Here is a 23,872-nt window from a genome sequence, read left to right on the forward strand (position 1 = left end):
GGTCTACTTGGCCTTCTTCTTCCCGGCGATGGTGCGCTTGGGTCCCTTGCGGGTGCGCGCGTTGGTCTTGGTCCGCTGGCCTCGGACCGGCAGGCCCCGGCGGTGCCGCAGCCCCTGGTAGCAGCCGATCTCGATTTTGCGGCGGATGTCGGCCTGGACCTCGCGGCGCAGGTCGCCCTCCACCTTGAGATTGCCTTCGATGTAATCGCGCAGCTGGGTGAGCTGGTCGTCGCTGAGATCCTTGCTGCGCAGATCCAGGTCGATACCGGTGGCGGCCAGGATTTCCCGCGATCGGGTCCGGCCGATGCCGAAGATATAGGTCAGCGCGACCTCCATGCGCTTGTCGCGCGGCAGGTCGACGCCTACAAGACGTGCCACAGGGCTTCGTTCCTCTTCCTAAGCGGAGGTCTGGTCCCAGTCCGTTCCCGGGAAGTCCCGGGGCCCGGCCTCCGTCCGGGCGTGCGATGAGCGTCTGCTCACGGGTACTGGGAGGTCGTATTCAGTTGTGTCGGGCGGCTAGCCTTGCCGCTGCTTGTGGCGGGGGTCGGAGCAGATCACCATGACCCGTCCATGCCGACGGATCACCCTGCACTTGTCGCAGATCGGCTTGACGCTCGGGTTCACCTTCACGGCGGGTAGATCCTGTTCTTGCTCGTCGGGCTTACTTGTACCGGTACACGATGCGGCCCCGGGTCAGGTCGTAGGGGGAAAGCTCCACCACCACCCGATCCTCGGGCAGGATGCGGATGTAGTGCTGCCGCATCTTGCCGCTGATGTGGGCGAGCACCTTGTGGCCGTTCTCCAGCTCAATGCGGAACATCGCATTGGGCAGGGGCTCGACCACGCGGCCCTCGACCTCGATGGCACCGTCTTTCTTGCCCATAACCTCACATGTCCTGGGGTTTTCGGTCTGGTGCGGCGTCGGACCGACTGCACGGCGTGATCCAGGGAAGTTATCCGGGGTTGGGCACGCGGGTAGCCGGCACGAAAACCGCGCCGTTGCCCCACGATACCCGCTCGTCAGGGCTGCTGGCAAAACGGCCTCGGCAGGCCGGGCTACCGCGGGAGATAGGGTTGGCCGATGCGGCTCCTAGTCACCGGGGGCGCCGGTTTCATCGGGGCCAATTTCGTCCACCGGACGCTCGACGAGCGGCCCGGGACCAGGGTGACGGTCCTGGATGCGCTGACCTACGCCGGTAGCCGGGAATCGCTGGCCGGCCTCGATGACCGGATCCGGCTCGTCGAGGGTGACCTCACCGCCGAGACGCTGGTCGACCGCCTGGTCGCCGACTCCGACGCGGTCGTCCACTTCGCCGCCGAAACCCACGTGGACAACTCGCTGGCCGACCCGGGCCCCTTCGTGCGCAGCAACGTCCTGGGCACCTACTGCGTGCTCGAGGCGGTCCGCCGGCACGGGGTGCGTCTGCACCACGTATCCACCGACGAGGTCTACGGCGAGCTGCCGCTGGAGGGGTCGACCCGCTTCACCGCGGCGACCCCGTACAACCCGTCCAGCCCCTACTCGGCCACCAAGGCCGCTGCGGACATGCTGGTACGGGCCTGGGTCAAGTCCTTCGGCGTGCGCGCGACGATCTCCAACTGCTCGAACAACTACGGCCCCTTCCAGCACGTCGAGAAGTTCATCCCCCGCCAGATCACCAACGTGCTGACCGGGCGGCGACCCAAGCTCTACGGTTCGGGCGCCAACGTGCGCGACTGGATCCACGTCGACGACCACAACAGCGCGGTATGGCGCGTCCTGCACGACGGCGTCATCGGCCGCACCTATCTGATCGGCGCCGACGGCGAACGCGACAACCTGTCCGTGCTGCGGCTGATCCTGCAGTTGATGGATCGCGACCCCGAGGACTTCGACGCGGTCGACGACCGCGCAGGCCACGACCTTCGGTATGCGATCGACCCCGGCGACCTGCGGGACGAGCTGGGCTGGGCGCCCGGGCACACCGACTTCGCCGAAGGGTTGCGGGCCACCATCGAGTGGTATCGCGCCAACGAGTGGTGGTGGGCTCCGCTGAAGGAGCAGGCCGAGGCCCGCTACGCCGAACAGGGTCGGTGACATGCGCTGGCGTGCCTTGGCGGTACCCGGAGCATGGGAGATCAGCCCGGCGGTGCACGGCGATCACCGCGGAGCGCTGTTCGAGTGGTTCACCGAGGGGGCGTTCAGCGATGCGACCGGCCAACGGTTCGAGCTGCGACAGGCGAACTGCTCGGTGTCGGCGGCCGGGGTGCTGCGCGGGCTGCACTTCGCCGAACTGCCGCCCGGGCAGGCGAAGTATGTGACGTGCGTGAAGGGTGCGGTGTTCGACGTCGTCGTCGACATCCGGGTGGATTCACCCACCTACGGGCGGTGGGACTCGGTCCTGCTCGACGACGTCGAGCGCCGCACGACCTATCTCGGCGAGGGACTGGCGCACGGTTTTCTTGCGCTGCAGGATGATTCCACGGTGATGTACCTGTGCTCGACGCCCTACACACCGGAGCGCGAGCACACGATCTCCGCGCTGGACCCCGCGGTCGGGATCGACTGGCCGATGCCGGAATCCCGCTTGATCCTCTCGGAGCGTGACGCCGCCGCGCCGACTCTGGCGCAGGTGCGCGCGTCCGGCCTGCTGCCGTCCTGGCACCTTGCGCGGCCCGCAGACCGTTACTAGGATATGCAAGTATCTCGTCGGAAAGGCTCCCCATGACCACCCAGATCCCGCACTTCATCGACGGCCGGCGCAGCACCCTGGCCAGCACCCGCACGGCGGACGTCTACAACCCCAGCACCGGCGCGGTCCAGGCCCAGGTGCTGCTGGCCTCGGCCGCCGACGTCGACACGGCGGTGGCCTCCGCAGTCGAAGCGCAGCAGGAGTGGGCGGCGTGGAACCCGCAGCGGCGTGCCCGGGTGATGATGAAGTTCATCGACCTGGTCAACGCCAACGCGAACGAGATCGCCGGGCTGCTGTCGCTCGAACACGGCAAGACGATCGCGGACTCCCTCGGCGACATCCAGCGCGGCATCGAGGTCATCGAGTTCGCCGTCGGTATTCCGCACCTGATGAAGGGCGAGTTCACCGAGGGCGCCGGGACCGGCATCGACGTGTACTCGATCCGCCAGCCGCTGGGTGTGGTCGCCGGGATCACCCCGTTCAACTTCCCGGCGATGATCCCGCTGTGGAAGGCCGGTCCGGCGCTGGCGTGCGGCAACGCCTTCATCCTCAAGCCGTCCGAGCGCGACCCCTCGGTGCCGGTCCGCCTGGCCGAGTTGTTCCTCGAGGCCGGCCTGCCGCCGGGGGTGTTCCAGGTCGTCCAGGGCGACAAGGAGGCGGTCGACGCCATCCTGGCCCACCCCGACATCAAGGCCGTCGGCTTCGTCGGCAGCTCCGACATCGCGCAGTACATCTACTCCGGCGCGGCCGCGCACGGCAAGCGCTCGCAGTGCTTCGGCGGCGCCAAGAACCACATGATCGTCATGCCCGACGCCGACCTCGACCAGGCGGTCGACGCGCTGGTCGGCGCCGGCTACGGCAGCGCCGGTGAACGGTGCATGGCGATCAGCGTCGCGGTGCCGGTCGGCAAGGAGACCGCCGATCGGCTGCGCGCGCGACTGGCCGAGAAGATCAGCAACCTGCGCGTCGGCCACAGCCTGGACCCCAAGGCCGACTACGGCCCGCTGGTGACCGAGGCCGCACTCACCCGGGTGCGCGGCTACATCGACGCCGGGGAGGCAGCCGGTGCCGAGGTCGTCGTCGACGGCCGCGAGAAGACCAGTGACGAGCTGACCTTCGGTGACGACAGCCTGGAGGGCGGGTTCTTCATCGGGCCCACCCTCTTCGACCACGTCACGACCGACATGTCGATCTACACCGACGAGATCTTCGGCCCGGTGCTGTGCATCGTGCGCGCCAAGGACTACGAAGAGGCGCTGGCCCTGCCGTCCGATCACGAGTACGGCAACGGCGTGGCGATCTTCACCCGCGACGGTGACACCGCCCGCGATTTCGTGTCCCGGGTGCAGGTCGGCATGGTGGGCGTCAACGTCCCGATCCCGGTACCGGTGTCGTATCACACCTTCGGCGGCTGGAAGCGTTCCGGATTCGGCGATCTCAACCAGCACGGGCCCGCCTCAATCCAGTTCTACACCAAGGTCAAGACGATCACCGAACGCTGGCCCTCCGGCATCAAGGATGGCGCCGAGTTCGTCATCCCGACGATGAAGTAGCCGGTGACGTCTCTCATGTCCTTCACCCTGGACGACGACGAACGCGTCATCGCCGAGACCGCCGCGGCCTTCGCCGCCAAACGTCTGGCTCCCCACGCCCTGGAGTGGGACCGCACCAAACATCTGCCCGCCGACGTCCTGCGGGAGGCCGCCCAGTTGGGCATGGCGGCGATCTACTGCGGCGAGGACGTCGACGGCAGCGGGCTGCGCCGCCTGGATGCGGTCCGCATCTTCGAAGCGCTGTCCTACGCCGACCCCGCCGTCGCGTCCTTCATCTCCATCCACAACATGTGCGCGTGGATGATCGACACCTATGGCACACCAGAACAGCGCAAGTCGTGGATCCCCCGGCTGGCGTCGATGGACGTGGTCGCCAGTTACTGCCTGACCGAGCCCGGTGCCGGGTCGGACGCGTCCGCGCTGCGCACCCGGGCCGTCCGGGACGGCGACAGCTACGTGCTCGACGGCGTCAAACAGTTCATCTCCGGTGCCGGTTTCTCCGACGTGTACGTCGTCATGGCCCGCACCGGGGCTGACGGCCCACGCGGCATCTCGGCCTTCATCGTCGAGAAAGGAACTGCGGGAGTCAGTTTCGGCGCCAACGAGGAGAAAATGGGCTGGAACGCCCAGCCCACGGCCCAGGTGATCCTGGAGGGGGTGCGGGTGCCCGCCGACGCCATGCTGGGCGGTCCCGAAGGGGAGGGCAAGGGTTTCGGTATCGCGATGAACGGCCTCAACGGTGGCCGGCTCAACATCGCCGCCTGTTCACTCGGTGGCGCGCAGGCCGCCTACGATGCCGCGGTGCGTTACGTGGCCGACCGGGAGGCGTTCGGCACAGTACTGATCGACCAGCCGACCATCCGGTTCACGATGGCCGACATGGCGACTGCCCTGCAGGCGTCCCGACTGATGCTGTGGCGAGCGGCCGAGGCCCTCGACAATGACGAGGACGACAAGGTCACCCTGTGCGCGATGGCCAAACGATATGTCACCGATTCCTGCTTCGAGGTGGCTGATCAGGCTCTGCAGCTGCTCGGCGGCTACGGCTACCTGCGTGAGTACGGCCTGGAGAAGATCGTGCGGGATCTGCGCGTGCACCGCATTCTGGAGGGCACGAACGAAATCATGCGGGTGGTCATCGGGCGGGCCGAGGCCGCCCGGGTCCGCGCGTCGGTATAAGGGACAACAGATGACTGTGATCGCGTTTCTCGGGTTGGGCAACATGGGCACACCCATGTCGGGCAACCTGGTCAACTCCGGCTACACCGTGCGCGGTTTCGACCCGGTGCCCGCGGCCCGGGCAGCGGCCGGTGACAAGGGGGTCTCCGTCGTCGACAGCGGTGCGGCTGCCGTCGACGGGGCCGACGTCGTGATCACCATGCTGCCCAACGGCACCCTGGTCAAGGAGTGCTACGCCGAGGTGATGCCGGCCGCAACCGAAGGGGCGCTGTTCATCGACAGCTCGACGATCTCGGTCGACGACGCCCGGCTGGTCCACACCTACGCCGCCGACCGTGGTTTCAACCAACTCGACGCCCCGGTCTCCGGGGGCGTCAAGGGTGCGGTTGCCGGCACGCTGGCGTTCATGGTCGGCGGCGAGGCCAAGGCCCTGGAGACGGCGCGACCGGTCCTGGAAGCCATGGCGGGCAAGATCACCCACTGCGGTGCCTCCGGTGCGGGCCAGGCCGCCAAACTGTGCAACAACATGCTGCTGGCCGTGCAGCAGATCGCCGTCGGTGAGGCATTCGTGCTCGCCGAGAAGCTCGGCCTGTCCGCGCAGGCGCTGTTCGACGTGATCACCGGGGCCACCGGCAACTGCTGGGCCCTGCACACCAACTGTCCGGTCCCCGGACCGGTTCCCACGTCACCGGCCAACAACGGGTTCAAGCCGGGATTCGCCACCGCGCTGATGAACAAGGACCTCGGTCTGGCGATGGATGCGGTGGTCTCGACCGGAGCCTCGGCACCGCTGGGCAGCCACGCGGCGCAGATCTATGCCCGCTTCGCCGAGGATCACCCCGATCTCGACTTCAGCGCGGTGATCGGCACCCTGCGCGGGTAACCGCCGGGTGCGCCGACTCAGAAGTCGCCGGCATGGTGGCGCAGGGCGTCGATCGCGGAGACCAGCGCGCGCGCCTGTTCGGCGGTCATCCCGATGTCGGCGAACACCCGCTCGTTGAGGGTCGCCGTCGCGTCCTCCACGGTCGAGCGACCCAGCTCGGTGATGCCGACCAGGGTGGTGCGCCCGTCCGTCGGGTGCGGTGCCCGCTTAACCAGTCCGTCGGCCTCCAGCCGGCGGATGGCGTGGGTGACGCTGGTGACGTGGACCTGCAGCCGATCGGAGGCCTTGGTGATCGGCAGCGCGCCGGTGCGGCTGAAAGCCAGCAGGCGCAGCAGCTCGAAACGCGAGAAGCTCAGGTCGTAGGGCCGCAGCGCATTTTCCACCCGGGCCAGCAGGATCTGGTGCGCCCGCATGACCGAGGTCACCGCAACCATGCCGTCGGCGACCTCGCCCCAGCCGGCGCGTTCCCAGTTCGCGCGGGCGCTGGCGATCGGATCGGGTTTGGCGGGCATCAGCCGAACAGTAGCGCCAGGGGCGGCCCCGACGCCTGGGGATGAAATCGCGGCTGGGGATGACCCGGGCGCGGCGCGGTCGGGAACCGGCCGCCCGTCGGAGGGCCTCGTTAGCTTTCGAATATGAGTTCTACCCGGGTCGCCGCATTCGCGTCGTTGGACGCGGCGCTGCAGGCCCTCGGTGCGCTGGACTGGGACGGCGAACCGCCGGCGGACCTGCTGAGCGCCGTGGAGTGGCTCGAGACCGGACGGCGCCGGCTCACCGCGCTCGCGCATGACCTGGTGGCGGCGGTGGCCCGCCGCGGCGAGGACGAGATGGGTGGCTCACCGCATCGACTGCTGGCCGACGCCGCGCGGCTCACCCCCGGTGAGGCCCGCCGCCGGCTGGCCGACGCCGCCCAACTGCGGCCGCGCACGACATTGACCGGAGAGCCGCTGCCCCCGCAACTCCCGGCTGCGGCCAAGGCCTGGGAGGCGGGCGTGTTGGACCCCGAGCACCTCCGGGTGATTCAGGGTTTCCTGCGCGAACTGCCGGGGCACCTGCCGCCGATCGAGGTCGAACGCGCCGAGGCATTCCTGGTCGAGAAGGCCGCCGAGCTTCGGCCCGACCAGCTGAAGAAGCTCGCCGACCGGCTTGCCGTCACCCTCAATCCGGACGGGCGGTTCAGCGACTCCGACCGGGACCTGCGCCGCGGCTTCACCTGGAGCGGCAGCCAGCGCCCCGACGGGATGAGCATCGGCAAGCTGGTGGCGACGCCCGAACTGCGGGCGCTGCTGGATGCCTGGCTCGCGAAGTTCGCCGCACCGGGGATGTGCAATCCGGCCGACGAACGTCCGGTCACCGATGACCCGCCCGGTCCCGACGCGACCAGCGACGCCGCTGACCGCGACGCCCGGGGCCACGCCCAGCGCCAGCACGACGCGCTGGCGTTTCTGGTGCGCCGCCAACTCGGCGACCCTCGTCTCGGACGGCATCGCGGGCTGCCGGTGACGGTGATCGCGACGGCGACCGTCGATCAGCTCTGCTCGGCGGCAGGGCACGCCGTCACCGCCGGCGGCAGTCTGCTGCCGATGCGGGATCTGGTCCGGATGGCCAGCCGGGCCCTGCACTACCTGTGCGTGTTCGAGTCGCATTCCGAGCGGCCGCTGTACCTCGGCCGCGCCAGGCGCATCGCCAGCGCGGATCAGCGACTGGCCCTGCACGCCAGGGATCGCGGGTGCACCGCGCCGGGCTGTGACGTCCCGGGCGACAGGTGCGACGTGCACCACGTCGACGGCTGGGCCGCCGGTGGTCCCACCGACATCGACAAGCTCACCTTCGGCTGCGGGCCGGACCACGGGCTGATCACACCGGGGGGCTGGCGGACCCGCACACGCCGGGACGGACGGACCGCGTGGATACCGCCCCCCGGCCGGGGGTTGCGCGGCGGAGTCAACGACTTCCACCACCCCGAACGACTGCTGCCGGACCGGGGCAAGCCCGACGGGGCGAACTCACCGGGTCAGGATGCGGGGGCCGTCGTCGGTGACGGCGACGGTGTGCTCCCAGTGCGCGGCACGGGATCCGTCGGTGGTGACGACCGTCCACTGGTCGTCGAGGACCCGGGTGCGGGTGGTGCCCAGGGTGAGCATCGGCTCGATCGCCAGGACCGAACCGGTGACCAGTAGCGGACCGCGACCGGGTTCACCCTCGTTGGGCAGAAACGGGTCCATGTGCATGCTGCGGCCGATGCCATGTCCGCCGTAGCCGGCGACGATGCCGAACCGGCGGCCGTGTTCGGCTTCGGCGGCGCGGGCTCCCCGCTCGATCGCGTGCGAGACGTCGGTCAGCCGGTTGCCGGGCACCATGGCCGCGATACCGGCGTCCAGCGCCTTCCGGGTCGCCGCGGACAGCGCCTCGTCGGCGGGGGTCAGCGGGCCCGCCCCGAAGGTGATCGCCGCGTCGCCGTGCCAGCCGTCGAGAATGACGCCGCAGTCGATCGACACCAGGTCGCCCTCGACGAGCTTCTCGCTCTCCGCCGGGATGCCGTGCACGACGCGATCGTTCACCGAGGAGCAGATGCTCGCCGGGTATCCGTGGTAGCCCAGGAAGGACGGGATGCCGCCGGCCTCCCGGATCACCGTCTCGGCGACGTCGTCGAGTTCGGCGGTGGACACCCCCGGGCCGGCGGTCTGTTGCACCGCACTCAGTGCAGCGGCGACGACCGCACCGGCGGCGGCCATGGCGTCGAGTTCCCCGGCGGATCGGGCGGGCACGCTCTTGCGGCTGCGCAGGCCCGGCAGCGAGACCATCGGAGGGTCAGCGACCGAGCGCGTGCAGGGCCCGCGCGAAGACCTCGTCCAGCGAACCGACGGCGTCGACGGTCTTCAGCTCGTGCTGGTAGTAGTCCAGCAGCGGCGCCGTCTCGTCCCGGTAGACCTTCATCCGGTTGCGGATCACGTCCTCGGTGTCGTCGGCCCGGCCGCGGCCCTGGAGCCGGGCGACGAGTTCGTCCTCGGGCACCCGGAACTCCAGAACGGCGTCCAGTTTGGCGTTGCGGCGTTCCAGCATCGCGTGCAGCGCCTCGGCCTGCTCGACCGACCGGGGAAAGCCGTCCAGGATGAACCCGCCGGCGACGTCGGCCTCGTCGAGCCGCTCGTCGACGAGGGCGTTCGTCAGATCAGCCGGCACCAGCTCGCCGGCGTCAAGATAGCGCTTGGCTTCGACGCCGAGCGTGCTGCCGATGTCGATGTTGTGCCGGAACAACTCCCCGGTGGAGATCTGCGGGACCCCGAGTTTCTCCGCGAGCTTCACCGCCTGGGTGCCCTTGCCCGCGCCCGGTGGGCCGAGCAGGACTATGCGCACGTGTGCCTCACTTGAGGAATCCTTCGTAATTCCGCTGCATGAGCTGGCCCTCGATCTGCTTGATCGTATCGAGGCCGACGCCGATCATGATCAGAACGGCAGTTCCGCCGAAGGGGAGGTTCTGGACGCTGCCACTGCTGCCGGCCTGCAGGAACAGGTTCGGCAGGACGGCGATCACGCCGAGGTAGATCGAGCCGGGAAGGGTGATCCGGTTCAGCACGTAATTCAGGTAGTCGGCGGTGGGCTTGCCGGGCCGGATGCCCGGGATGAACCCGCCGAACTTCTTCATCTCGTCGGCACGCTCTTCGGTGTTGAAGGTCACCGACACATAGAAATAGGTGAAGAAGATGATCAGCCCGAAATAGATGGCGACATAGATCGGGTCGGCCGGGTTGGTGAGGTGGTTGGCGACGAAGCGGTCCCACCACCCGGTTCCCGGGCTACTGCTGCCGCTCTGAATCAGCTGAGTGACCAGCAGCGGAACGTAGATCAGCGACGAGGCGAAGATGACCGGGATGACGCCGGCCTGGTTGACCTTCAACGGAAGATAGGTCGACGTGCCGCCGTACATGCGGCGCCCCACCATCCGCTTGGCGTACTGCACCGGGATCCGGCGCTGACCCTGCTCGACGAAGACCACACCGACCAGGATCGCCAGCGTGGCCGCGCAGACCGCGGTGAACACCGCGCCGCCGCGGGTGTCCAGAATGGTCTTGCCCTCGATCGGGATGCGGGAGGCGATGCCGGCGAAGATCAGCAGCGACATGCCATTGCCGAGGCCGCGCTCGGTGACCAGCTCGCCCATCCACATGACCAGCCCGGCGCCCGCCGTCATCACCAGAACGATGACGATCAGGGTGAAGATGCTCTGATTGGTGAGGATGTCGAGGTTGCATCCCTGCAGCAGGCCGCCGTTGGCGGCGAGGGCAACGATGCTGGTGGCCTGCAGCAGGGCCAGCGCAATCGACAGATAGCGGGTGTACTGCGTCATCTTGGCCTGGCCCGCCTGGCCCTCCTTGCGGAGCTCCTCGAAGCGCGGGATCACCACCCCGAGCAGCTGCACGATGATGCTCGCGGTGATGTAGGGCATCACGCCCACCGCGAAGACCGACAGTTGCAGCAGGGCGCCACCGGAGAACAGGTTGATCAGCGAGTAGATCTGCGCCCCGGAGCCGCCGCTGAGCTGGTCGATGCACTCGTTGACGTTCTTGTAATTGACACCGGGTGACGGCAGTGCGGCGCCGACCCGGTAGAGGATCACGATGAGCAGCGTGAAGAGGATCTTTCGCCGCAGGTCAGCCGTCCGCAACGACGAGATGAAAGCCGAAAGCACTCTTCCTCCTGGGCGGCCGGACAGGGTCGCGGCGTGCCGATGCGGCTGGCCTGGCCAGCGTGTGATAGCCGATCGCGGCGCGCTCGATCAGTCTACGAGACTAACAGTTACCCCTGGCCGGCCGGGAATCCGTCCCGGCGCCGCTAGTTATACTACCTAGCTATATCACCCCTAGCTGAACCACCCGCCGAATCAGTCCGACCGCCCGGGTTCGCGCATGCCACGGCGTGACGACGACTCCTGGGATCTCGCCGCCAGTGTCGGTGTGACGGCGACCATGGTCGCCGCCGCGCGGGCGATGGCCACCCGGGATGAGCGCCGGCTGATCGACGACCCGTACGCCGAGCCGTTGGTCCGGGCAGTCGGCATCCCGTTCTTCACCGACCTGCTCGACGGACGCCTGGACACCTCCGTATTCGGCGAGGGCGGCCAGGAGCGGGCGGAGGCCATGGTGGCCGGAATGGCCATGCGGACGAAATTCTTCGACGACTACTTCAGCGCTGCCGCCGATCGCGGGATCCGGCAGGCGGTGATCCTGGCAGCCGGCCTGGACTCCCGGGCCTACCGGTTGGCCTGGCCGGAGGGCACCGTCGTCTACGAGGTCGACCAGCCCGACGTGATCGACTTCAAGACCACCACGATGGCCGGCCTCGGTGCGGTGCCCACCGCCACCCGCAGAGCCGTGGGGATCGACCTGCGCGCGGACTGGCCGGCCGCGTTGCGCGAACAGGGATTCGACGCGACGGTCCCGACCGCATGGCTGGCCGAGGGACTTCTGATTTACCTGCCGCCGCAAGCCCAGGACCGCCTGCTGGACACGCTGACCGCGCTGAGCACACCGGGCAGCGCGGTGGCCACCGAGTACGTCCCGGGCATCGAGGACTTCGGCGCCACGCGGTCCACCGAGATGGCCTCCAATCTGCGAGCGCACGGGCTGGACCTCGATATGCCGGCGCTGATCTACTCGGGCCCCCGCAACAATGTCATGGACTACCTGCGCGGCATCGGCTGGCAGGTCACCGGCGTGCCGGGTGCCGAACTGTTCCTCCGAAGCGGCCTGCAGCCGCCGGATCGCGACGACTACGACCCGCTCGGCGAGATCACCTACGTCAGCGCCGTGCGCTGATCAGAACCGCGACTCCCCCACCCACAGCGCCGTCGTCCGGTCGGTGAGCAGCACGCCCACGGCCTCGGCCAGCAGCGCCGCGGCCGGCTGCGAGGAAGCCTTGGGCCGCAGGTAATCCAGCACCGAGGCGCCCGGGTAACCGATCAGTCGTACCTCGGCGTCGGCGTCCAACCCGGCCAGCACCTTGGCGCGGCGCACCGCGGTACGCAGTCCGCCCAGTTCGTCGACCAGACCGCGCTCGGCGGCGTCGGCGCCGGTCCAGATCCGGCCTCGAGCCACCGCCTCGACGGCCTCCTCCGACAGACCGCGCGCCTCGGCGACGCGGCGAACGAAGTCCGTGTAGAACAGATCCGCCTCGGCTTCGACCAGCGCCTGTTGCTCCGGGGTGAACGGCGCGTTCGGCGACCACGCGTCGGCATTGGAGTTGGTCCGCACGGAGTCCGAGCCCACGCCCAGCCGATCCTTGAGTTCGCGGGCGACCAGTTTCCCGGTCACGACACCGATCGATCCGGTGATCGTCGCCGGATTGGCCACGATCTTCTCGGCAGCCATCGCCACGTAGTAGCCGCCGGAGGCGGCCACGGCTCCCATGGACGCGACCACCGGCTTGCCGCCCGACCGGGCCCGGCACACCTCACGCCAGATCGTCTCCGACCCGGTCACCGATCCGCCCGGGCTGTCGACGCGCACCACGACCGCCTTCACCTCGTCGTCGGCTGCGGCTTCGCGGAGCGCCGCGGCAACGGTGTCCGCCCCGGCGCTGGAGCGACCGGGCAGCAGCTGGGGCCCTCCCCGGCCACTGACGATCGGCCCGGCAACCGTCACCACCGCGATCAGCGGATTCTGCTTGCGGCCCGGAATCGCAGGGGCCGGTTTGCGGGTCTGCGCGTAGCGGGAGAGGAACAGCCTGGGCGGGGCTTCCTCGTCGTCGGGATCTGCGCACTCGGTGCCGGTCAGCTCAGCAATGTGGGCATAGGCCTCGTCACGAAAACCGATGCGGTCCAACAACTTCGCGGCGATCGCATCTTCGCGGAGCAGCGGGGCCCGGTCCGCCAGCGCCTCCAGCGCGGACTCGTCGATTCCGCGCGCCTCGGCGATGCCGGTCCAGACCTGATTGTGCATGCTCTCGATCAGTCGGGAGTCAGCTTCCCGGTGGGCGTCGGTATAGCGATCCTCGGTGAAGAGATTCGCCGCCGACTTGTACTCGCCCCGGGCCACGAACTGCGCCTCGATCCCGACCTTGTCCAGGGCGTCCCGGAGGAACAGCGCGTTGGTCGCGAAGCCGATCAGGCCCACGGTCCCCGACGGCTGCATCCAGATCTCGGAGAATGCCGTCGCGAGGTAGTAGGAGAGCGTGCCGGGGTAGGTCTCCGCCCAGGCCAGGGACGGCTTCACCGCCGTGAAGGCGGCGATGGCGTCGCGAAGTTCCTGGACCGCTCCCGGCGGGGCGGCCGCGAGTTGCACCCGGGCGATCAATCCCGCGACCCGGGGGTCCTCGGCCGCGCGGTGCAGGGCGGCGACGGCGTCGCGCAGCTGCAGCGGCCGGCCGGTTCCGCTGAGGATGCGCAGCGGGTCGAACCCCGCGGTCTCCGGTGGCACCGACTGAAGATCGAACTCGAGAATGCAGCCGCCCGGCACCCCGCGGTGGCGGGCGGTGTCGACCCTGCGCGCCAAGCCCCGTAACTCGCCGGGGACGGGCAGGAACGCGAACCTAGGAGACTTCAGGACATCTCCGTTGCTGATCCGCCCGCGGCGGCGATCTTTTCGCGCGCGCTGCCGCTGAACTTGTGCGCGGTGACGTCGACCTTCACCGTCAGCTTGCCGTTACCGAGGACCTTGACCAAGGTGTTCCTGCGAACCGCACCCTTGGCGACGAGGTCGGCGGGGGTGACGTCGCCACCGGCGGGGTACAGCCGGTTGAGGTCGGCGACGTTGACCACCTCGTAGGTGGTGCCGAACCGGTTGCGGAAGCCCTTCAGTTTCGGCAGCCGCATGTGGATGGGCATCTGGCCGCCCTCGAAGCTCGCCGGCACGTTCTTGCGGGCCTTCGAGCCCTTGGTGCCGCGGCCGGCGGTCTTGCCTTTGGATCCCTCGCCGCGGCCGACCCGGGTCTTGCGGGTCTTGGAACCCGGCGCGGGCTTGAGGTCGTGCAGTTTGATCGTCATCTTTCCTGCTCTCCTCAGACTTCCTCGACGTCAACGAGATGGTGAACGACCCTGATCAGGCCGCGCGTCTGGGGGTTGTCCTCCCGGATCACCGACTGGCGGATCTTGCGCAATCCCAGGGTGCGCAGGGTTTCACGCTGCTTCCAGCGCGCCCCGATGGTGCCGCGTACCTGGGTGATCTTGAGCTCTGCCATGGGTTACGCACTTCCTTCGGTCGCCGCGACGGCCTGCCGGGCCTGCGCTTCGCTCTCCCGGCGGGCGCGGAGCATGCCGGCCGGCGCGACGTCCTCGATGGGCAGACCGCGGCGAGCGGCCACCTCCTCGGGGCGCTGCAGCATCTTCAGCGCGGCGACGGTGGCATGCACCACGTTGATCGCGTTGTCGCTGCCCAGCGACTTGGCCAGGATGTCGTGGACCCCGGCGCACTCCAGCACCGCGCGAGCCGCACCGCCGGCGATCACGCCGGTGCCGGGGCTGGCCGGACGCAGCATGACCACGCCGGCCGCCGCCTCGCCCTGTACGGGATGGGTGATGGTCCCGCCGATCAGGGGGACCCGGAAGAAGTTCTTGCGGGCTTCCTCGACACCCTTGGCGATCGCCGCGGGCACCTCCTTGGCCTTGCCGTAGCCGACACCGACCATGCCCTTGCCGTCACCGACGATGACCAGCGCGGTGAAGCTGAACCGGCGGCCGCCCTTGACCACCTTCGAGACACGGTTGATCGTGACGACGCGCTCGAGGTAGTTGCTCTTGTCACCGTCACGACCGCCGCGCCCGTCGGAACGTCCGCCGCGATCGTCACGGCGGCGCCCGTCGCGGTAACCCCGGTCGTCGCGGCTCTCGCCGCCGCCGGCTGCCGCGGTGCCGGCTGCTGGCGTCTCCGCTTCGGGCGCAGTCGTCGGTGTCTGCTCCGGGTTGGTAGCTGCGTTCATCAGAATTTCAGTCCGTTCTCCCGTGCGGCGTCGGCCAGGGCCGCGATCCGCCCACCGTAGGTGTGGCCGCCCCGGTCGAACACCACGGTGTCGATCCCGGCCGACTTGGCGCGTTCGGCAATGAGCTGGCCGACTCGGACACTGCGGGCTTTCTTGTCGCCGTCCACGCCGCGAACGTCAGCCTCGATCGACGATGCCGCGGCCACGGTCGTGCCGTTCTCGTCATTGACGAGCTGGACGTGGATATGTCGCGAGGAGCGGTTGACCACCAGACGCGGCCGCTCGGCGGTGCCCACGACCTTCTTGCGCAGCCGCGCGTGACGGCGTAACCGGGCCACCCGCCGGGTTGCCGAAGCACTGGAGCCGACCGGCTTGTGCGCGGTGGCTGTCTGTGTGGGTGCCATGCCTACTTACCTGTCTTTCCGACCTTGCGACGGATCTGTTCGCCTTCGTAGCGGATGCCCTTGCCCTTGTAGGGGTCAGAGCGGCGCAACCGCCGGATGTTCGCCGAGATCTGGCCGACCTTCTGCTTGTCGATCCCCGAGATCGAAAACTTCGTCGGGCTCTCCACCGCGAAGGTGATGCCCTCGGGGGCCTCGATGAGAACCGGATGGCTGTAGCCCAGGGCGAACTCCAGGTTGCCGCCCTTCTGCTGGACGCGATAGCCGACGCCGAAGATCTCCATCTTCGTGGTGTACCCCTCGGTCACCCCGGTGATGACATTGGAGACCAGGGTGCGCGACAGCCCGTGCAGCGAGCGGTTGCGCCGCTCGTCGTCGGGGCGGGTGACGACGATCGCGCCGTCCTCGTCGCGGGACAGCACGATGGGCTCGGCGATCGCCAGCTCCAGGGCACCCTTGGGGCCCTTCACCGACAGCTTCTGCCCGTCGATGCTCACGTCCACTCCGGACGGGACGGGCACCGGCTGCTTACCAATTCGCGACATGTCTAAATCCCTCTCACCACACGTAAGCCAGGACTTCGCCGCCGACACCCTGCTGGGCGGCCTGGCGGTCGGTCAGCAAGCCCGAAGACGTGGAGATGATCGCCACCCCCAGCCCGCCGAGCACTCGCGGCAGGCTCGTCGACTTGGCATACACCCGCAGACCGGGCTTGGACACCCGGCGCAGGCCGGCCAGGCTGCGCTCCCGGTTCGGCCCGTACTTGAGTTCGACGATCAGCGACTTTCCGATCCGGGCATCCTCGGTGCGGTAGTCGCTGATGTAACCCTCGCGCTTGAGGATCTCGGCGATATTCGCCTTGATCTTCGAGTGCGGCAGCGCCACTTCTTCGTGGTACGCCGAATTGGCGTTGCGCAAACGGGTCAGAAAGTCTGCGATCGGGTCCGTCATCGTCATCTGGCGCTGCTCCTCCTACCAGCTGGCCTTCTGCACACCGGGCAGTTCCCCGGCATGCGCCATCTCGCGCAGGCAGATCCGGCACAGACCGAACTTGCGGTACACCGAGTGCGGACGACCGCACTTGTTGCAACGGGTGTAGGCCCGCACCGCGAACTTCGGCTTCTTCTTGGCCTTGTTGACCAGTGCCTTCTTTGCCATTGCTCTAGTTCTCCTTGAAGGGGAAACCGAGGGCCCGCAACAGTGCCCGCCCCTCGTCGTCGGTCGTCGCCGAGGTGACGACGGTGATGTCCATGCCCCGCGGCCGATCGATCGAGTCCACGTCGATCTCGTGGAACACCGACTGCTCGGAGAGACCGAAGGTGTAGTTGCCATGGCCGTCGAACTGCTTGGGGCTGAGCCCCCGGAAGTCGCGGATACGGGGCAGCGCGATCGAGACGAGCCGGTCGAGGAACTCCCACATCCGGTCGCCGCGCAGGGTGGCCGTGACGCCGATCGGCATGCCCTCGCGCAGCTTGAACTGGGCGATGGACTTGCGGGCCTTGCGGATCTCCGGCTTCTGGCCGGTGATCAGCGCGAGGTCGTTGACCGCGCCGTTGATGAGCTTCGCGTCGCGGGCGGCGTCACCGACGCCCATGTTGATGACGACTTTGACCACCGTGGGAATCTGCATCACGTTGGCGTATTCGAACTGCTGATGCAGGGCATCGCGGATCTCGCTGCGGTAGCGCAGCTTGAGCCGCGGCGCGACCTTCTGGGCTTCTACGGTCGTCACGAGATGTCCTTACCGTTGCGCTTGGAGATGCGGACCTTCTTGCCGGTCTTCTCGTCGACGCGGTGACCGATCCGGGTGGGCTTGCCGTCGGAGTCGACGACCATCACATTGGAGACGTCGATCGACGCCTCCTGGGTGACAATCCCCCCGGAGGAGGCGCCGCGCTCGTTCGCCGAATTCGGGGTGTGCTTCTTGATCCGGTTGACGCCCTCGACCAGAATCCGGTTGCGGTCCGGGTAGGCCTGGAGCACCTTGCCCTTGGCACCCTTGTCCTTGCCGGCGATGACCAGGACGGTGTCGCCCTTCTTGACCTTCATCTAGAGCACCTCCGGGGCCAGCGAGACGATCTTCATGAAGCGCTTCTCCCGCAGCTCGCGCCCGACCGGGCCGAAGATGCGGGTACCGCGCGGGTCGTTGTCGGCCTTGATGATCACGGCGGCGTTCTCATCGAACTTGATGTAGCTGCCGTCGGGGCGGCGGCGCTCCTTGACGGTGCGCACCACCACGGCCTTGACCACGTCGCCGCGCTTGACGTTGCCGCCGGGGATGGCGTCCTTGACAGTCGCCACGATCACGTCTCCGATGCCGGCGTAGCGCCGCGAGGATCCGCCGAGAACCCGGATGCACAGGATCTCCTTGGCGCCGGTGTTGTCGGCAACCTTGAGCCGCGATTCCTGCTGGATCACCAGATCTCCCTCGGTTGTGCACAGTTCCCTGCGGGCAGCCCGAAGGTAACTTCCGTGCGCGGTCGTCGTCACCCGGCACGCAGGGCTGGGGGGCTCACGCCACCCGGCCGAGGTCTGCCCGAGGCAACCTCCCCATAGTAGGCGAGGCCCCGCTCAGGGCCAAATCCGGTCAGCCGCTGGTCACCGCGCAGCGGAACCCGATGTGGGTGGTGGAACTGTCCTGGGACTGCGGGGAACGCGCCGGGGGGCGGTAGCGGTGGCAGTACTCCGGGGCGCACAGGTGCGAGCCGCCCTTGAGGGTCTGGCTGACCCCCGGGTCCGGGTCCGGACCCGGGCAGCACGCGGAGCGCGGTTCGGCCAGGTGGTGAGCCGAAAACCGGGTCGCCGTCCACTCCCAGACGTTGCCGATCATGTCCAGCAGGCCGAACGCGTTGGGCGGGAAGGCTCCGACCGGGGAGGTGCCGGCCCAGCCCAGCGCCCCGTCGTTGCGGTAGGGAAACCGACCCTGCCAGGTGTTGGCCATCAGTTCACCGCCGGGCCGGGGCTCGTCCCCCCAGCCGTAGGTCGACTCGGAGTCCGCCCGCGCGGCGTACTCCCATTCGGCCTCGGTCGGCAGCCGCCGGCCCGCCCAGTCCGCGTACGCCGCGGCGTCGGAAAAGGCGACCTGAACGACCGGGTGGTCCTGCTTTCCGGCGATGTCGCTGCCGGGCCCGAAGGGTTCCCGCCAGTGCGCGCCGGGCGCCCAGTCCCACCACTGCCGCCAGTCGGCCAGGTTCACCGGACCGGCGGTCGGCCGGAACACCAGCGCACCCGGCGCCAAGTCCGCTCGCGCGACTCCCGGATAGAGCGCCGGGTCCAGCGGCCGCTCGGCGACCGTGACGTAGCCGGTGGCTGCGACGAATTCGGCGAACTGGGCATTGGTCACCGGGTGGCGTTCGATCGCGAACGCACCCACGCTCGCGGTGTGGACCGGGGCTTCCTCCGGGTAGAACCTGGTCGACCCCATCCGAAACACCCCGCCGGGTACCTCGACCAGCGCGGTCAGCACAGCTCAGTCCTTGGCGAAGGCCAGTGCCAGGGCGCGCTCGGCGTCGAGGTAGGGCTCGCCGGACACGTCGACGACCACGCGGGCGATCGTGCCGCCGCTGAACTCGAAGGGCGCCCGGTAGGCCGTGGACACCGGCTGCCCGAGATTGCGGCCGACGCTGACCCCGCCCCCGGCGATGCCGAAGATGAACGGGTGGGCTTTCACGCCGGACACGGTCGCCACCGCGGCGCCGTCCACGTAGAGGGTCACCTCGCCCAGGGGTGTGACGCTGCCCTCCGCCGTGCCGGTGCGGACGTACCCGACACCCAGGATGTGGTTGCCGAGCGGCACCGGATCCGGCGCGGACACCTGCTGCTCCACGTCGCCGAAGAAGTTGTAGACGAAGTGCAAACGACCGTCGGCGACGAACAGCGTGTAACCGCCGTGGCCGGAGCCCTGTTTGAGCAGCACGCCGTGCACGTCCGCCGACTCCACCGCCACCTCGGCCAGCACCGAGAAGGAGCGGCCGGCGATATTGACGCACGCCCCCAGCGGGACCTGCGCGGTGTGCGGGTAGTAGACGTAGCGGGAGCGATCGCCGGCCAGCGACGGTCGCGGCCGCCCGATGATCTCGCCGATGCTGAAATCACCGAGCGGCAAGCCGTTGTACTTGTCGGCTTCGGCGAACCACAGCTTCTGTAGCGCTTCAAGCTTCTCGGGATGCTGCCCGGCCAGATCGTGGCACTGGCTGCGATCGGCGTCGATGTGGTAGAGCTCCCAGCGGTCAGCATCGAAGTGCCCCCAGCCCGATGGGGCGGCGGCGTGCACCGTATTGGCGAACCAGCCCTCGTGCCAGATACCCCGGGTGCCGAGCATGGTGTAGAACTGGGTCTTCTTGGCGGTCTTGGCTTTCGAATCCTCCAGTGCGGCTGTGAAACTCACGCCCTCCAGCGGTCGCTGGGGAATTCCCTTCACGGTCTTCGGCTCGGCGATACCCAGCAACTCGTAGACCGTGGGGGTGATATCACAGACGCTGACGTAGTTGTCACGCAACTCACCGTGCGCGGCGATTCCGGCGGGCCACGAGATGATCGCGGTGTCGGCGATGCCGCCCTCGTGGGAGGCGTAGCGCTTGTAGAGCTTGTAGGGCGTGTTGAACGCCATCGCCCAGCCGATCGAAAAGTGGTTGTAGGTCGACGGTCCGCCCAGCTCATCGTAGAAGCGCAGGCTCTCCTCAACGGTGTCGATGTATCCGTTGAAGAACTTGATCTCATTGACCGACCCGTTCGGGCCGCCTTCGCCGCTGGCACCGTTGTCGGAGATCACCACGATGATGGTGTTGTCGAGCTGGCCCGACTCGTCGAGGTAGTCGAGTATGCGACCGATCTGCGCGTCGGTGTAGGACAGGAAGCCGGCAAACACCTCGGCCATCCGGGAGAACAGTCGCTTCTCATCAGCCGACAATCCGTCCCAGGGCCGGACGGTGTCCTGCAGGGGCCACGGCTGTCCATCCGGGCCCTTGACGTCGGCGTAGGGATTCATCGGCGACAATTCGGTGTCAGGGGGAACCACGCCGAGCTTCTTCTGGTTTTCCAGCACGATCTCGCGGTAGCGCTCGTAACCCATGTCGAAGCGGCCGGCGTACCGATCGGCCCACTCCTTGAAGACGTGGTGGGGGGCATGCCCGGCCCCCGGGCAGACGTAGGAGAACCACGGCTTGTCCGGTGCGACGACTTTCGCGTCGCGGATGAACTCGATCGTCTTGTCGGCGAGGTCCGCCGAGAGGTGGTAGCCGTCCTCCGGGGTGGCAGGCGCCTCCACCGGGTGGTTGTCGTAGATCAGCTCCGGGTACCACTGGTCGGTCTCGCCGCCGAGGAAGCCGTAGAACCGTTCGAAGCCGCGGGCCAGCGGCCAGTGTCGCTTGGTGGCGGCCAGGTTGGACTCCTCCAGCGGGGTCATGTGCCACTTGCCGGTGCAGTAGGTGTTGTAGCCGCGCTCGGCGAGCACCTCGGAGATCAGCGCGGTCTCCGCCGGAATCCGACCGCTGATGCCCGGGAAACCTTCGGTGAACTCCTCGATCACCGCCATTCCGACCGACGTCGCGTTGCGTCCGGTCAGCAGCGAGGCCCGGGTGGGTGAGCACAGCGCGGTGGTGTGGAACTGGGTCAGCCGGACACCGCGCTCGGCGATCCGGCTCATGGCCGGCATCTCCACCAGCCCGCCGAAGCAATCCCAGGTGGCGATACCGACGTCGTCCCACACGAGATAGAGCACGTTGGGCGCGTTCTCCGGCGCGGTCGGGGCGGCGAACGGCCCCCAGTCCGGTTCGGAGTCGCGGATGTCGAGAGCGATCTTGCCGCTGAACTCTGCCATGACCAGGATTCCCTAGCCCCGAACTACTTGGCCTTCTCGAGGATGTCGACGAGCCGCCAGCGCTTGGTGGCCGACAGCGGTCGGGTCTCCATCAGCGAGACCCGGTCGCCGATACCGGCGGTGCCGTCCTCGTCGTGCGCTTTGACCTTTTTCGTCGTCCGGATGATCTTGCCGTACTTGGGGTGCTGCACGCGCGACTCCAACTCGACAACGATGGTCTTCTCCATCTTGTCGCTCACGACATAGCCGATCACCGTCTTGCGACGCCCGCGCGGCTTCTCGGTCCGGGGAGTGTGCTTGGCTCCCTTGGCGTCTGACGCCGCCTTCTTCGTCTCAGCCATCACGCATCCTCACCGCTGGGTCCGGAAGCGAGGCCGAGTTCGCGCTCGCGCAGCACGGTGTAGACCCGCGCGATCTCCTGTCGGACGACGCGGAGCCGGCGGTTGTTGGCCAGCTGCCCGGTCGCCATCTGGAAGCGCAGGTTGAACAGCTCTTCCTTGGACTCGCGCAGCTTGGTGGTCAGCTCTTCCTCGGTGAGCTCACGCATTTCGCCTGCACTGACACCTACAGCCATCAGAACTGCTCCTCTCGGGTCACGATGCGCGCCTTGATCGGCAGCTTGTGAATCGCGCGGGTCAGGGCCTCGCGGGCGATCTTCTCGTCGGGGTAGCTCAGCTCGAAGAGCACCCGTCCGGGCTTGACGTTGGCCACCCACCACTCCGGCGAGCCCTTACCCGAACCCATGCGGGTTTCGGCGGGCTTCTTGGTCAGCGGACGGTCCGGGAAGATGTTGATCCACACCTTGCCGCCACGCTTGATGTGACGGTTGATGGCGATACGCGCCGACTCGATCTGGCGGTTGGTCACGTAGGCGTGTTCCAGCGCCTGGATGCCGTAGTCGCCGAACGACACACTGGTGCCGCCGCTGGCCACTCCGCGCTGCTTCGGGTGGTGCTGTTTGCGGTGCTTGACCTTGCGCGGAATCAACATCACTGCGCTCCCTCTGTTGACGCCCCGGTCGACTCCGGGGCCGGTCCGGACTCCGGCGCCACGACGTCCGCAACATCGCCAACGTCGGCCGGTGCGTCCTCAAGGCCCGTTGCGGCGCGGCCGGCCTCGGTGCTCGTCGCGGTCGTGCCGGACGCACCACTGCGGCGCGGGCGGGTCCCGGACGGACGATCCCGACGGGCGCGGTCGGCCGAGGGCGCTGCCGAGGCCAGTTCACGCTTGCCGCCGACGACGTCGCCCTTGTAGATCCAGACCTTCACGCCGATGCGGCCGAAGGTTGTCTTGGCCTCGTAGAGGCCGTAGTCGATGTCGGCGCGCAACGTGTGCAGCGGCACCCGACCCTCGCGGTAGAACTCCGAGCGGCTCATCTCCGCGCCGCCGAGGCGACCCGAGCACTGCACCCTGATGCCCTTGACATGGGGCTGACGCATGGCGGACTGAATGGCCTTGCGCATCGCACGGCGGAACGCGACGCGGTTGCTCAGCTGCTCGGCGACCCCCTGGGCGACCAGCTGGGCCTGCGATTCGGGGTTCTTGACCTCGAGGATGTTCAGCTGAACCTGCTTGCCGGTGAGTTTCTCGAGGTCGGCGCGGATGCGGTCAGCCTCAGTGCCGCGCCGTCCGATCACGATGCCCGGGCGGGCGGTGTGGATGTCGACGCGGACCCTGTCGCGAGTCCTCTCGATCTCGACGTCGGCGATCCCGGCCCGTTCCAGCCCGGCCGCCAGCAATCGGCGGATGGCGACATCTTCTTTGACGTACTCGGCGTACTGCTTGTCGGCGAACCACCGCGACTTCCAGTCGGTGGTGATGCCCAGCCGAAATCCGTGCGGATTGATCTTCTGGCCCACTACTGCGAGCCTCCCTTCGATTCTTCGGAAGCTTCGGCCGATTCGGGAGCCGCCTTCTTCGGGGTGGCTTTCTTCACGGCCTTCTTCGCAGGAGCCTTCTTGGCCGGCGCCTTGGCGGCGGTGGCCTTCTTGACGGGTGCCTTCTTGGCCGGAGCGGTTCCGGCACCGGCGACCGCCTTGCTGGCCTGCGCCCGACGCGAGCGAGTCGATGGTGTGGCCCGCTGGTCGCGAGGCGGACGGCTCTCCACCACGACCGTGATGTGGCTGGTGCGCTTGCGGATTCGGTAGGCCCGACCCTGCGCGCGGGGCCTGATTCGCTTGGCGGTGGGCCCCTCGTCGGCGTAGACCGACGCGACGACCAGGGTGCGCGGGTCCAGACCGCTGTTGTTCTGGGCGTTGGCGGCCGCGCTGGCGATCACCTTGGCCACCGGGTCGCTGGCCGCCTGCGGGGCCCACCGCAGGATGTCGAGCGCCTCCTCAACCGACTTACCGCGCACCAGGTCGATGACCCGGCGCGCTTTCGACGCCGAGACGCGCACGAAGCGCGCCTTGGCGGTGACGGTGGGGAACTCGGAAACAGTCGCTGTAGTCATG

The 23,872-nt window shown here is 68.3% G+C and carries 31 protein-coding genes and 1 pseudogene; 7 read left to right on the top strand and 25 right to left on the bottom strand.

What is annotated here, in order from left to right; all coding sequences use genetic code 11:
• Window positions 1-3: 3 nt before the first annotated feature.
• The 3 genes from rpsM to infA form a co-directional block, all read right to left on the bottom strand.
• Window positions 4-378 (bottom strand): 30S ribosomal protein S13, encoded by a 375-nt coding sequence (gene rpsM, locus ACKOB8_RS06575; RefSeq protein WP_526376414.1) that lies wholly within the window; start codon window positions 376-378, stop codon window positions 4-6.
• Window positions 379-516: 138 nt separating this feature from the next.
• Window positions 517-630, bottom strand: a complete 114-nt coding sequence (gene rpmJ / locus ACKOB8_RS06580; RefSeq protein WP_003879483.1) for a 50S ribosomal protein L36 — start codon at window positions 628-630, stop codon at window positions 517-519.
• Window positions 631-661: 31 nt separating this feature from the next.
• Window positions 662-883 carry a translation initiation factor IF-1 gene (infA, locus tag ACKOB8_RS06585; protein WP_213516935.1) on the bottom strand — a complete coding sequence of 74 codons (222 nt, stop codon included), beginning with the start codon at window positions 881-883 and terminating at the stop codon, window positions 662-664.
• A 198-nt stretch (window positions 884-1,081) separates the two neighbouring features.
• On the opposite strand from infA, the gene rfbB reads away from it, so the two are divergent.
• The 5 genes from rfbB to mmsB are packed head-to-tail and all read left to right on the top strand — an operon-like array spanning window position 1,082 to window position 6,287.
• Window positions 1,082-2,077: a dTDP-glucose 4,6-dehydratase gene (rfbB, locus tag ACKOB8_RS06590; RefSeq protein ID WP_526376415.1), complete on the top strand. Its 996-nt coding sequence runs from the start codon at window positions 1,082-1,084 to the stop codon at window positions 2,075-2,077.
• Window position 2,078: 1 nt separating this feature from the next.
• A complete protein-coding gene (gene rfbC, locus ACKOB8_RS06595) occupies window positions 2,079-2,672 on the top strand; it encodes a dTDP-4-dehydrorhamnose 3,5-epimerase (RefSeq protein ID WP_526376416.1) in 594 nt (197 codons plus the stop codon).
• 32 nt (window positions 2,673-2,704) lie between these two features.
• Window positions 2,705-4,225, top strand: coding sequence for a CoA-acylating methylmalonate-semialdehyde dehydrogenase (locus tag ACKOB8_RS06600; RefSeq protein ID WP_526376417.1), 1,521 nt, complete (start codon window positions 2,705-2,707; stop codon window positions 4,223-4,225).
• Between the two features lie 15 nt (window positions 4,226-4,240).
• Entirely contained in the window at window positions 4,241-5,404 is a 1,164-nt protein-coding gene (locus ACKOB8_RS06605) for an acyl-CoA dehydrogenase family protein (RefSeq protein WP_526376471.1), read from the top strand.
• Window positions 5,405-5,414: 10 nt separating this feature from the next.
• The gene (mmsB, locus tag ACKOB8_RS06610) at window positions 5,415-6,287 is read left to right on the top strand and encodes a 3-hydroxyisobutyrate dehydrogenase (protein WP_526376418.1); all 873 of its coding nucleotides are present in this window, start codon (window positions 5,415-5,417) and stop codon (window positions 6,285-6,287) included.
• 17 nt (window positions 6,288-6,304) lie between these two features.
• On the opposite strand, the gene ACKOB8_RS06615 is transcribed toward mmsB, so the two are convergent.
• The gene (locus ACKOB8_RS06615) at window positions 6,305-6,799 is read right to left on the bottom strand and encodes a MarR family winged helix-turn-helix transcriptional regulator (protein WP_526376419.1); all 495 of its coding nucleotides are present in this window, start codon (window positions 6,797-6,799) and stop codon (window positions 6,305-6,307) included.
• A gap of 123 nt (window positions 6,800-6,922) precedes the next feature.
• Between ACKOB8_RS06615 and ACKOB8_RS06620 the strand changes: the two are divergent.
• Window positions 6,923-8,257 (top strand): annotated as a pseudogene (locus ACKOB8_RS06620) (HNH endonuclease signature motif containing protein); the annotation flags it as partial.
• 36 nt (window positions 8,258-8,293) lie between these two features.
• Here ACKOB8_RS06620 and map read toward each other — a convergent pair.
• From map to secY, 3 genes are read right to left on the bottom strand one after another with little or no spacing between them, the layout of a single operon-like run.
• Entirely contained in the window at window positions 8,294-9,091 is a 798-nt protein-coding gene (gene map, locus ACKOB8_RS06625) for a type I methionyl aminopeptidase (RefSeq protein WP_526376420.1), read from the bottom strand.
• A gap of 7 nt (window positions 9,092-9,098) precedes the next feature.
• The gene (locus tag ACKOB8_RS06630) at window positions 9,099-9,644 is read right to left on the bottom strand and encodes an adenylate kinase (protein WP_526376421.1); all 546 of its coding nucleotides are present in this window, start codon (window positions 9,642-9,644) and stop codon (window positions 9,099-9,101) included.
• A 7-nt stretch (window positions 9,645-9,651) separates the two neighbouring features.
• The gene (secY, locus tag ACKOB8_RS06635; protein ID WP_526376422.1) at window positions 9,652-10,977 is read right to left on the bottom strand and encodes a preprotein translocase subunit SecY; all 1,326 of its coding nucleotides are present in this window, start codon (window positions 10,975-10,977) and stop codon (window positions 9,652-9,654) included.
• Between the two features lie 217 nt (window positions 10,978-11,194).
• Between secY and ACKOB8_RS06640 the strand changes: the two genes are divergently transcribed.
• Window positions 11,195-12,103 carry a class I SAM-dependent methyltransferase gene (locus ACKOB8_RS06640; RefSeq protein WP_526376423.1) on the top strand — a complete coding sequence of 303 codons (909 nt, stop codon included), beginning with the start codon at window positions 11,195-11,197 and terminating at the stop codon, window positions 12,101-12,103.
• Here ACKOB8_RS06640 and sppA read toward each other — a convergent pair whose 3' ends face one another.
• From sppA to rplV, 18 genes are all read right to left on the bottom strand, one after another.
• Window positions 12,104-13,777 (bottom strand): signal peptide peptidase SppA, encoded by a 1,674-nt coding sequence (sppA, locus tag ACKOB8_RS06645; RefSeq protein ID WP_526376424.1) that lies wholly within the window; start codon window positions 13,775-13,777, stop codon window positions 12,104-12,106.
• Between the two features lie 47 nt (window positions 13,778-13,824).
• A complete protein-coding gene (rplO, locus tag ACKOB8_RS06650) occupies window positions 13,825-14,268 on the bottom strand; it encodes a 50S ribosomal protein L15 (RefSeq protein ID WP_526376425.1) in 444 nt (147 codons plus the stop codon).
• 14 nt (window positions 14,269-14,282) lie between these two features.
• Window positions 14,283-14,462: a 50S ribosomal protein L30 gene (rpmD, locus tag ACKOB8_RS06655; RefSeq protein WP_526376426.1), complete on the bottom strand. Its 180-nt coding sequence runs from the start codon at window positions 14,460-14,462 to the stop codon at window positions 14,283-14,285.
• Window positions 14,463-14,465: 3 nt separating this feature from the next.
• Window positions 14,466-15,200, bottom strand: a complete 735-nt coding sequence (gene rpsE, locus ACKOB8_RS06660) for a 30S ribosomal protein S5 (protein ID WP_526376427.1) — start codon at window positions 15,198-15,200, stop codon at window positions 14,466-14,468.
• The gene (gene rplR, locus ACKOB8_RS06665; protein ID WP_526376428.1) at window positions 15,200-15,604 is read right to left on the bottom strand and encodes a 50S ribosomal protein L18; all 405 of its coding nucleotides are present in this window, start codon (window positions 15,602-15,604) and stop codon (window positions 15,200-15,202) included. The genes rpsE and rplR overlap by 1 nt, the downstream gene beginning before the upstream one ends.
• Before the next feature lie 2 nt (window positions 15,605-15,606).
• Window positions 15,607-16,146 (bottom strand): 50S ribosomal protein L6, encoded by a 540-nt coding sequence (rplF, locus tag ACKOB8_RS06670; protein ID WP_526376429.1) that lies wholly within the window; start codon window positions 16,144-16,146, stop codon window positions 15,607-15,609.
• A 13-nt stretch (window positions 16,147-16,159) separates the two neighbouring features.
• Window positions 16,160-16,558: a 30S ribosomal protein S8 gene (gene rpsH / locus ACKOB8_RS06675; RefSeq protein ID WP_526376430.1), complete on the bottom strand. Its 399-nt coding sequence runs from the start codon at window positions 16,556-16,558 to the stop codon at window positions 16,160-16,162.
• A 15-nt stretch (window positions 16,559-16,573) separates the two neighbouring features.
• Complete coding sequence (locus ACKOB8_RS06680; protein WP_526376431.1) at window positions 16,574-16,759, bottom strand: type Z 30S ribosomal protein S14; 186 nt, start codon at window positions 16,757-16,759, stop codon at window positions 16,574-16,576.
• 4 nt (window positions 16,760-16,763) lie between these two features.
• Window positions 16,764-17,333, bottom strand: a complete 570-nt coding sequence (gene rplE / locus ACKOB8_RS06685; RefSeq protein WP_526376432.1) for a 50S ribosomal protein L5 — start codon at window positions 17,331-17,333, stop codon at window positions 16,764-16,766.
• Window positions 17,330-17,650 carry a 50S ribosomal protein L24 gene (gene rplX, locus ACKOB8_RS06690; protein ID WP_526376433.1) on the bottom strand — a complete coding sequence of 107 codons (321 nt, stop codon included), beginning with the start codon at window positions 17,648-17,650 and terminating at the stop codon, window positions 17,330-17,332. Before rplX ends, rplE begins: the two co-directional genes overlap by 4 nt.
• Window positions 17,651-18,019 (bottom strand): 50S ribosomal protein L14, encoded by a 369-nt coding sequence (gene rplN / locus ACKOB8_RS06695; RefSeq protein ID WP_526247488.1) that lies wholly within the window; start codon window positions 18,017-18,019, stop codon window positions 17,651-17,653. It abuts the gene before it with no gap.
• A gap of 169 nt (window positions 18,020-18,188) precedes the next feature.
• Complete coding sequence (locus tag ACKOB8_RS06700) at window positions 18,189-19,067, bottom strand: formylglycine-generating enzyme family protein (protein ID WP_526376434.1); 879 nt, start codon at window positions 19,065-19,067, stop codon at window positions 18,189-18,191.
• Window positions 19,068-19,070: 3 nt separating this feature from the next.
• Window positions 19,071-21,419, bottom strand: coding sequence for an arylsulfatase (locus ACKOB8_RS06705; RefSeq protein ID WP_526376435.1), 2,349 nt, complete (start codon window positions 21,417-21,419; stop codon window positions 19,071-19,073).
• A gap of 23 nt (window positions 21,420-21,442) precedes the next feature.
• A complete protein-coding gene (gene rpsQ, locus ACKOB8_RS06710) occupies window positions 21,443-21,760 on the bottom strand; it encodes a 30S ribosomal protein S17 (protein WP_526376436.1) in 318 nt (105 codons plus the stop codon).
• The gene (rpmC, locus tag ACKOB8_RS06715; RefSeq protein WP_526376437.1) at window positions 21,760-21,993 is read right to left on the bottom strand and encodes a 50S ribosomal protein L29; all 234 of its coding nucleotides are present in this window, start codon (window positions 21,991-21,993) and stop codon (window positions 21,760-21,762) included. The genes rpsQ and rpmC overlap by 1 nt, the downstream gene beginning before the upstream one ends.
• The gene (gene rplP, locus ACKOB8_RS06720) at window positions 21,993-22,409 is read right to left on the bottom strand and encodes a 50S ribosomal protein L16 (protein ID WP_526376438.1); all 417 of its coding nucleotides are present in this window, start codon (window positions 22,407-22,409) and stop codon (window positions 21,993-21,995) included. Before rplP ends, rpmC begins: the two co-directional genes overlap by 1 nt.
• Window positions 22,409-23,278, bottom strand: coding sequence for a 30S ribosomal protein S3 (gene rpsC, locus ACKOB8_RS06725; protein WP_526376439.1), 870 nt, complete (start codon window positions 23,276-23,278; stop codon window positions 22,409-22,411). The genes rplP and rpsC overlap by 1 nt, the downstream gene beginning before the upstream one ends.
• Window positions 23,278-23,871, bottom strand: coding sequence for a 50S ribosomal protein L22 (gene rplV / locus ACKOB8_RS06730; protein WP_526376440.1), 594 nt, complete (start codon window positions 23,869-23,871; stop codon window positions 23,278-23,280). Before rplV ends, rpsC begins: the two co-directional genes overlap by 1 nt.
• Between the last annotated feature and the right edge of the window lies 1 nt (window position 23,872).

The organism is Mycobacterium sp., from assembly GCF_046091765.1.
Classification (GTDB): domain Bacteria; phylum Actinomycetota; class Actinomycetes; order Mycobacteriales; family Mycobacteriaceae; genus Mycobacterium.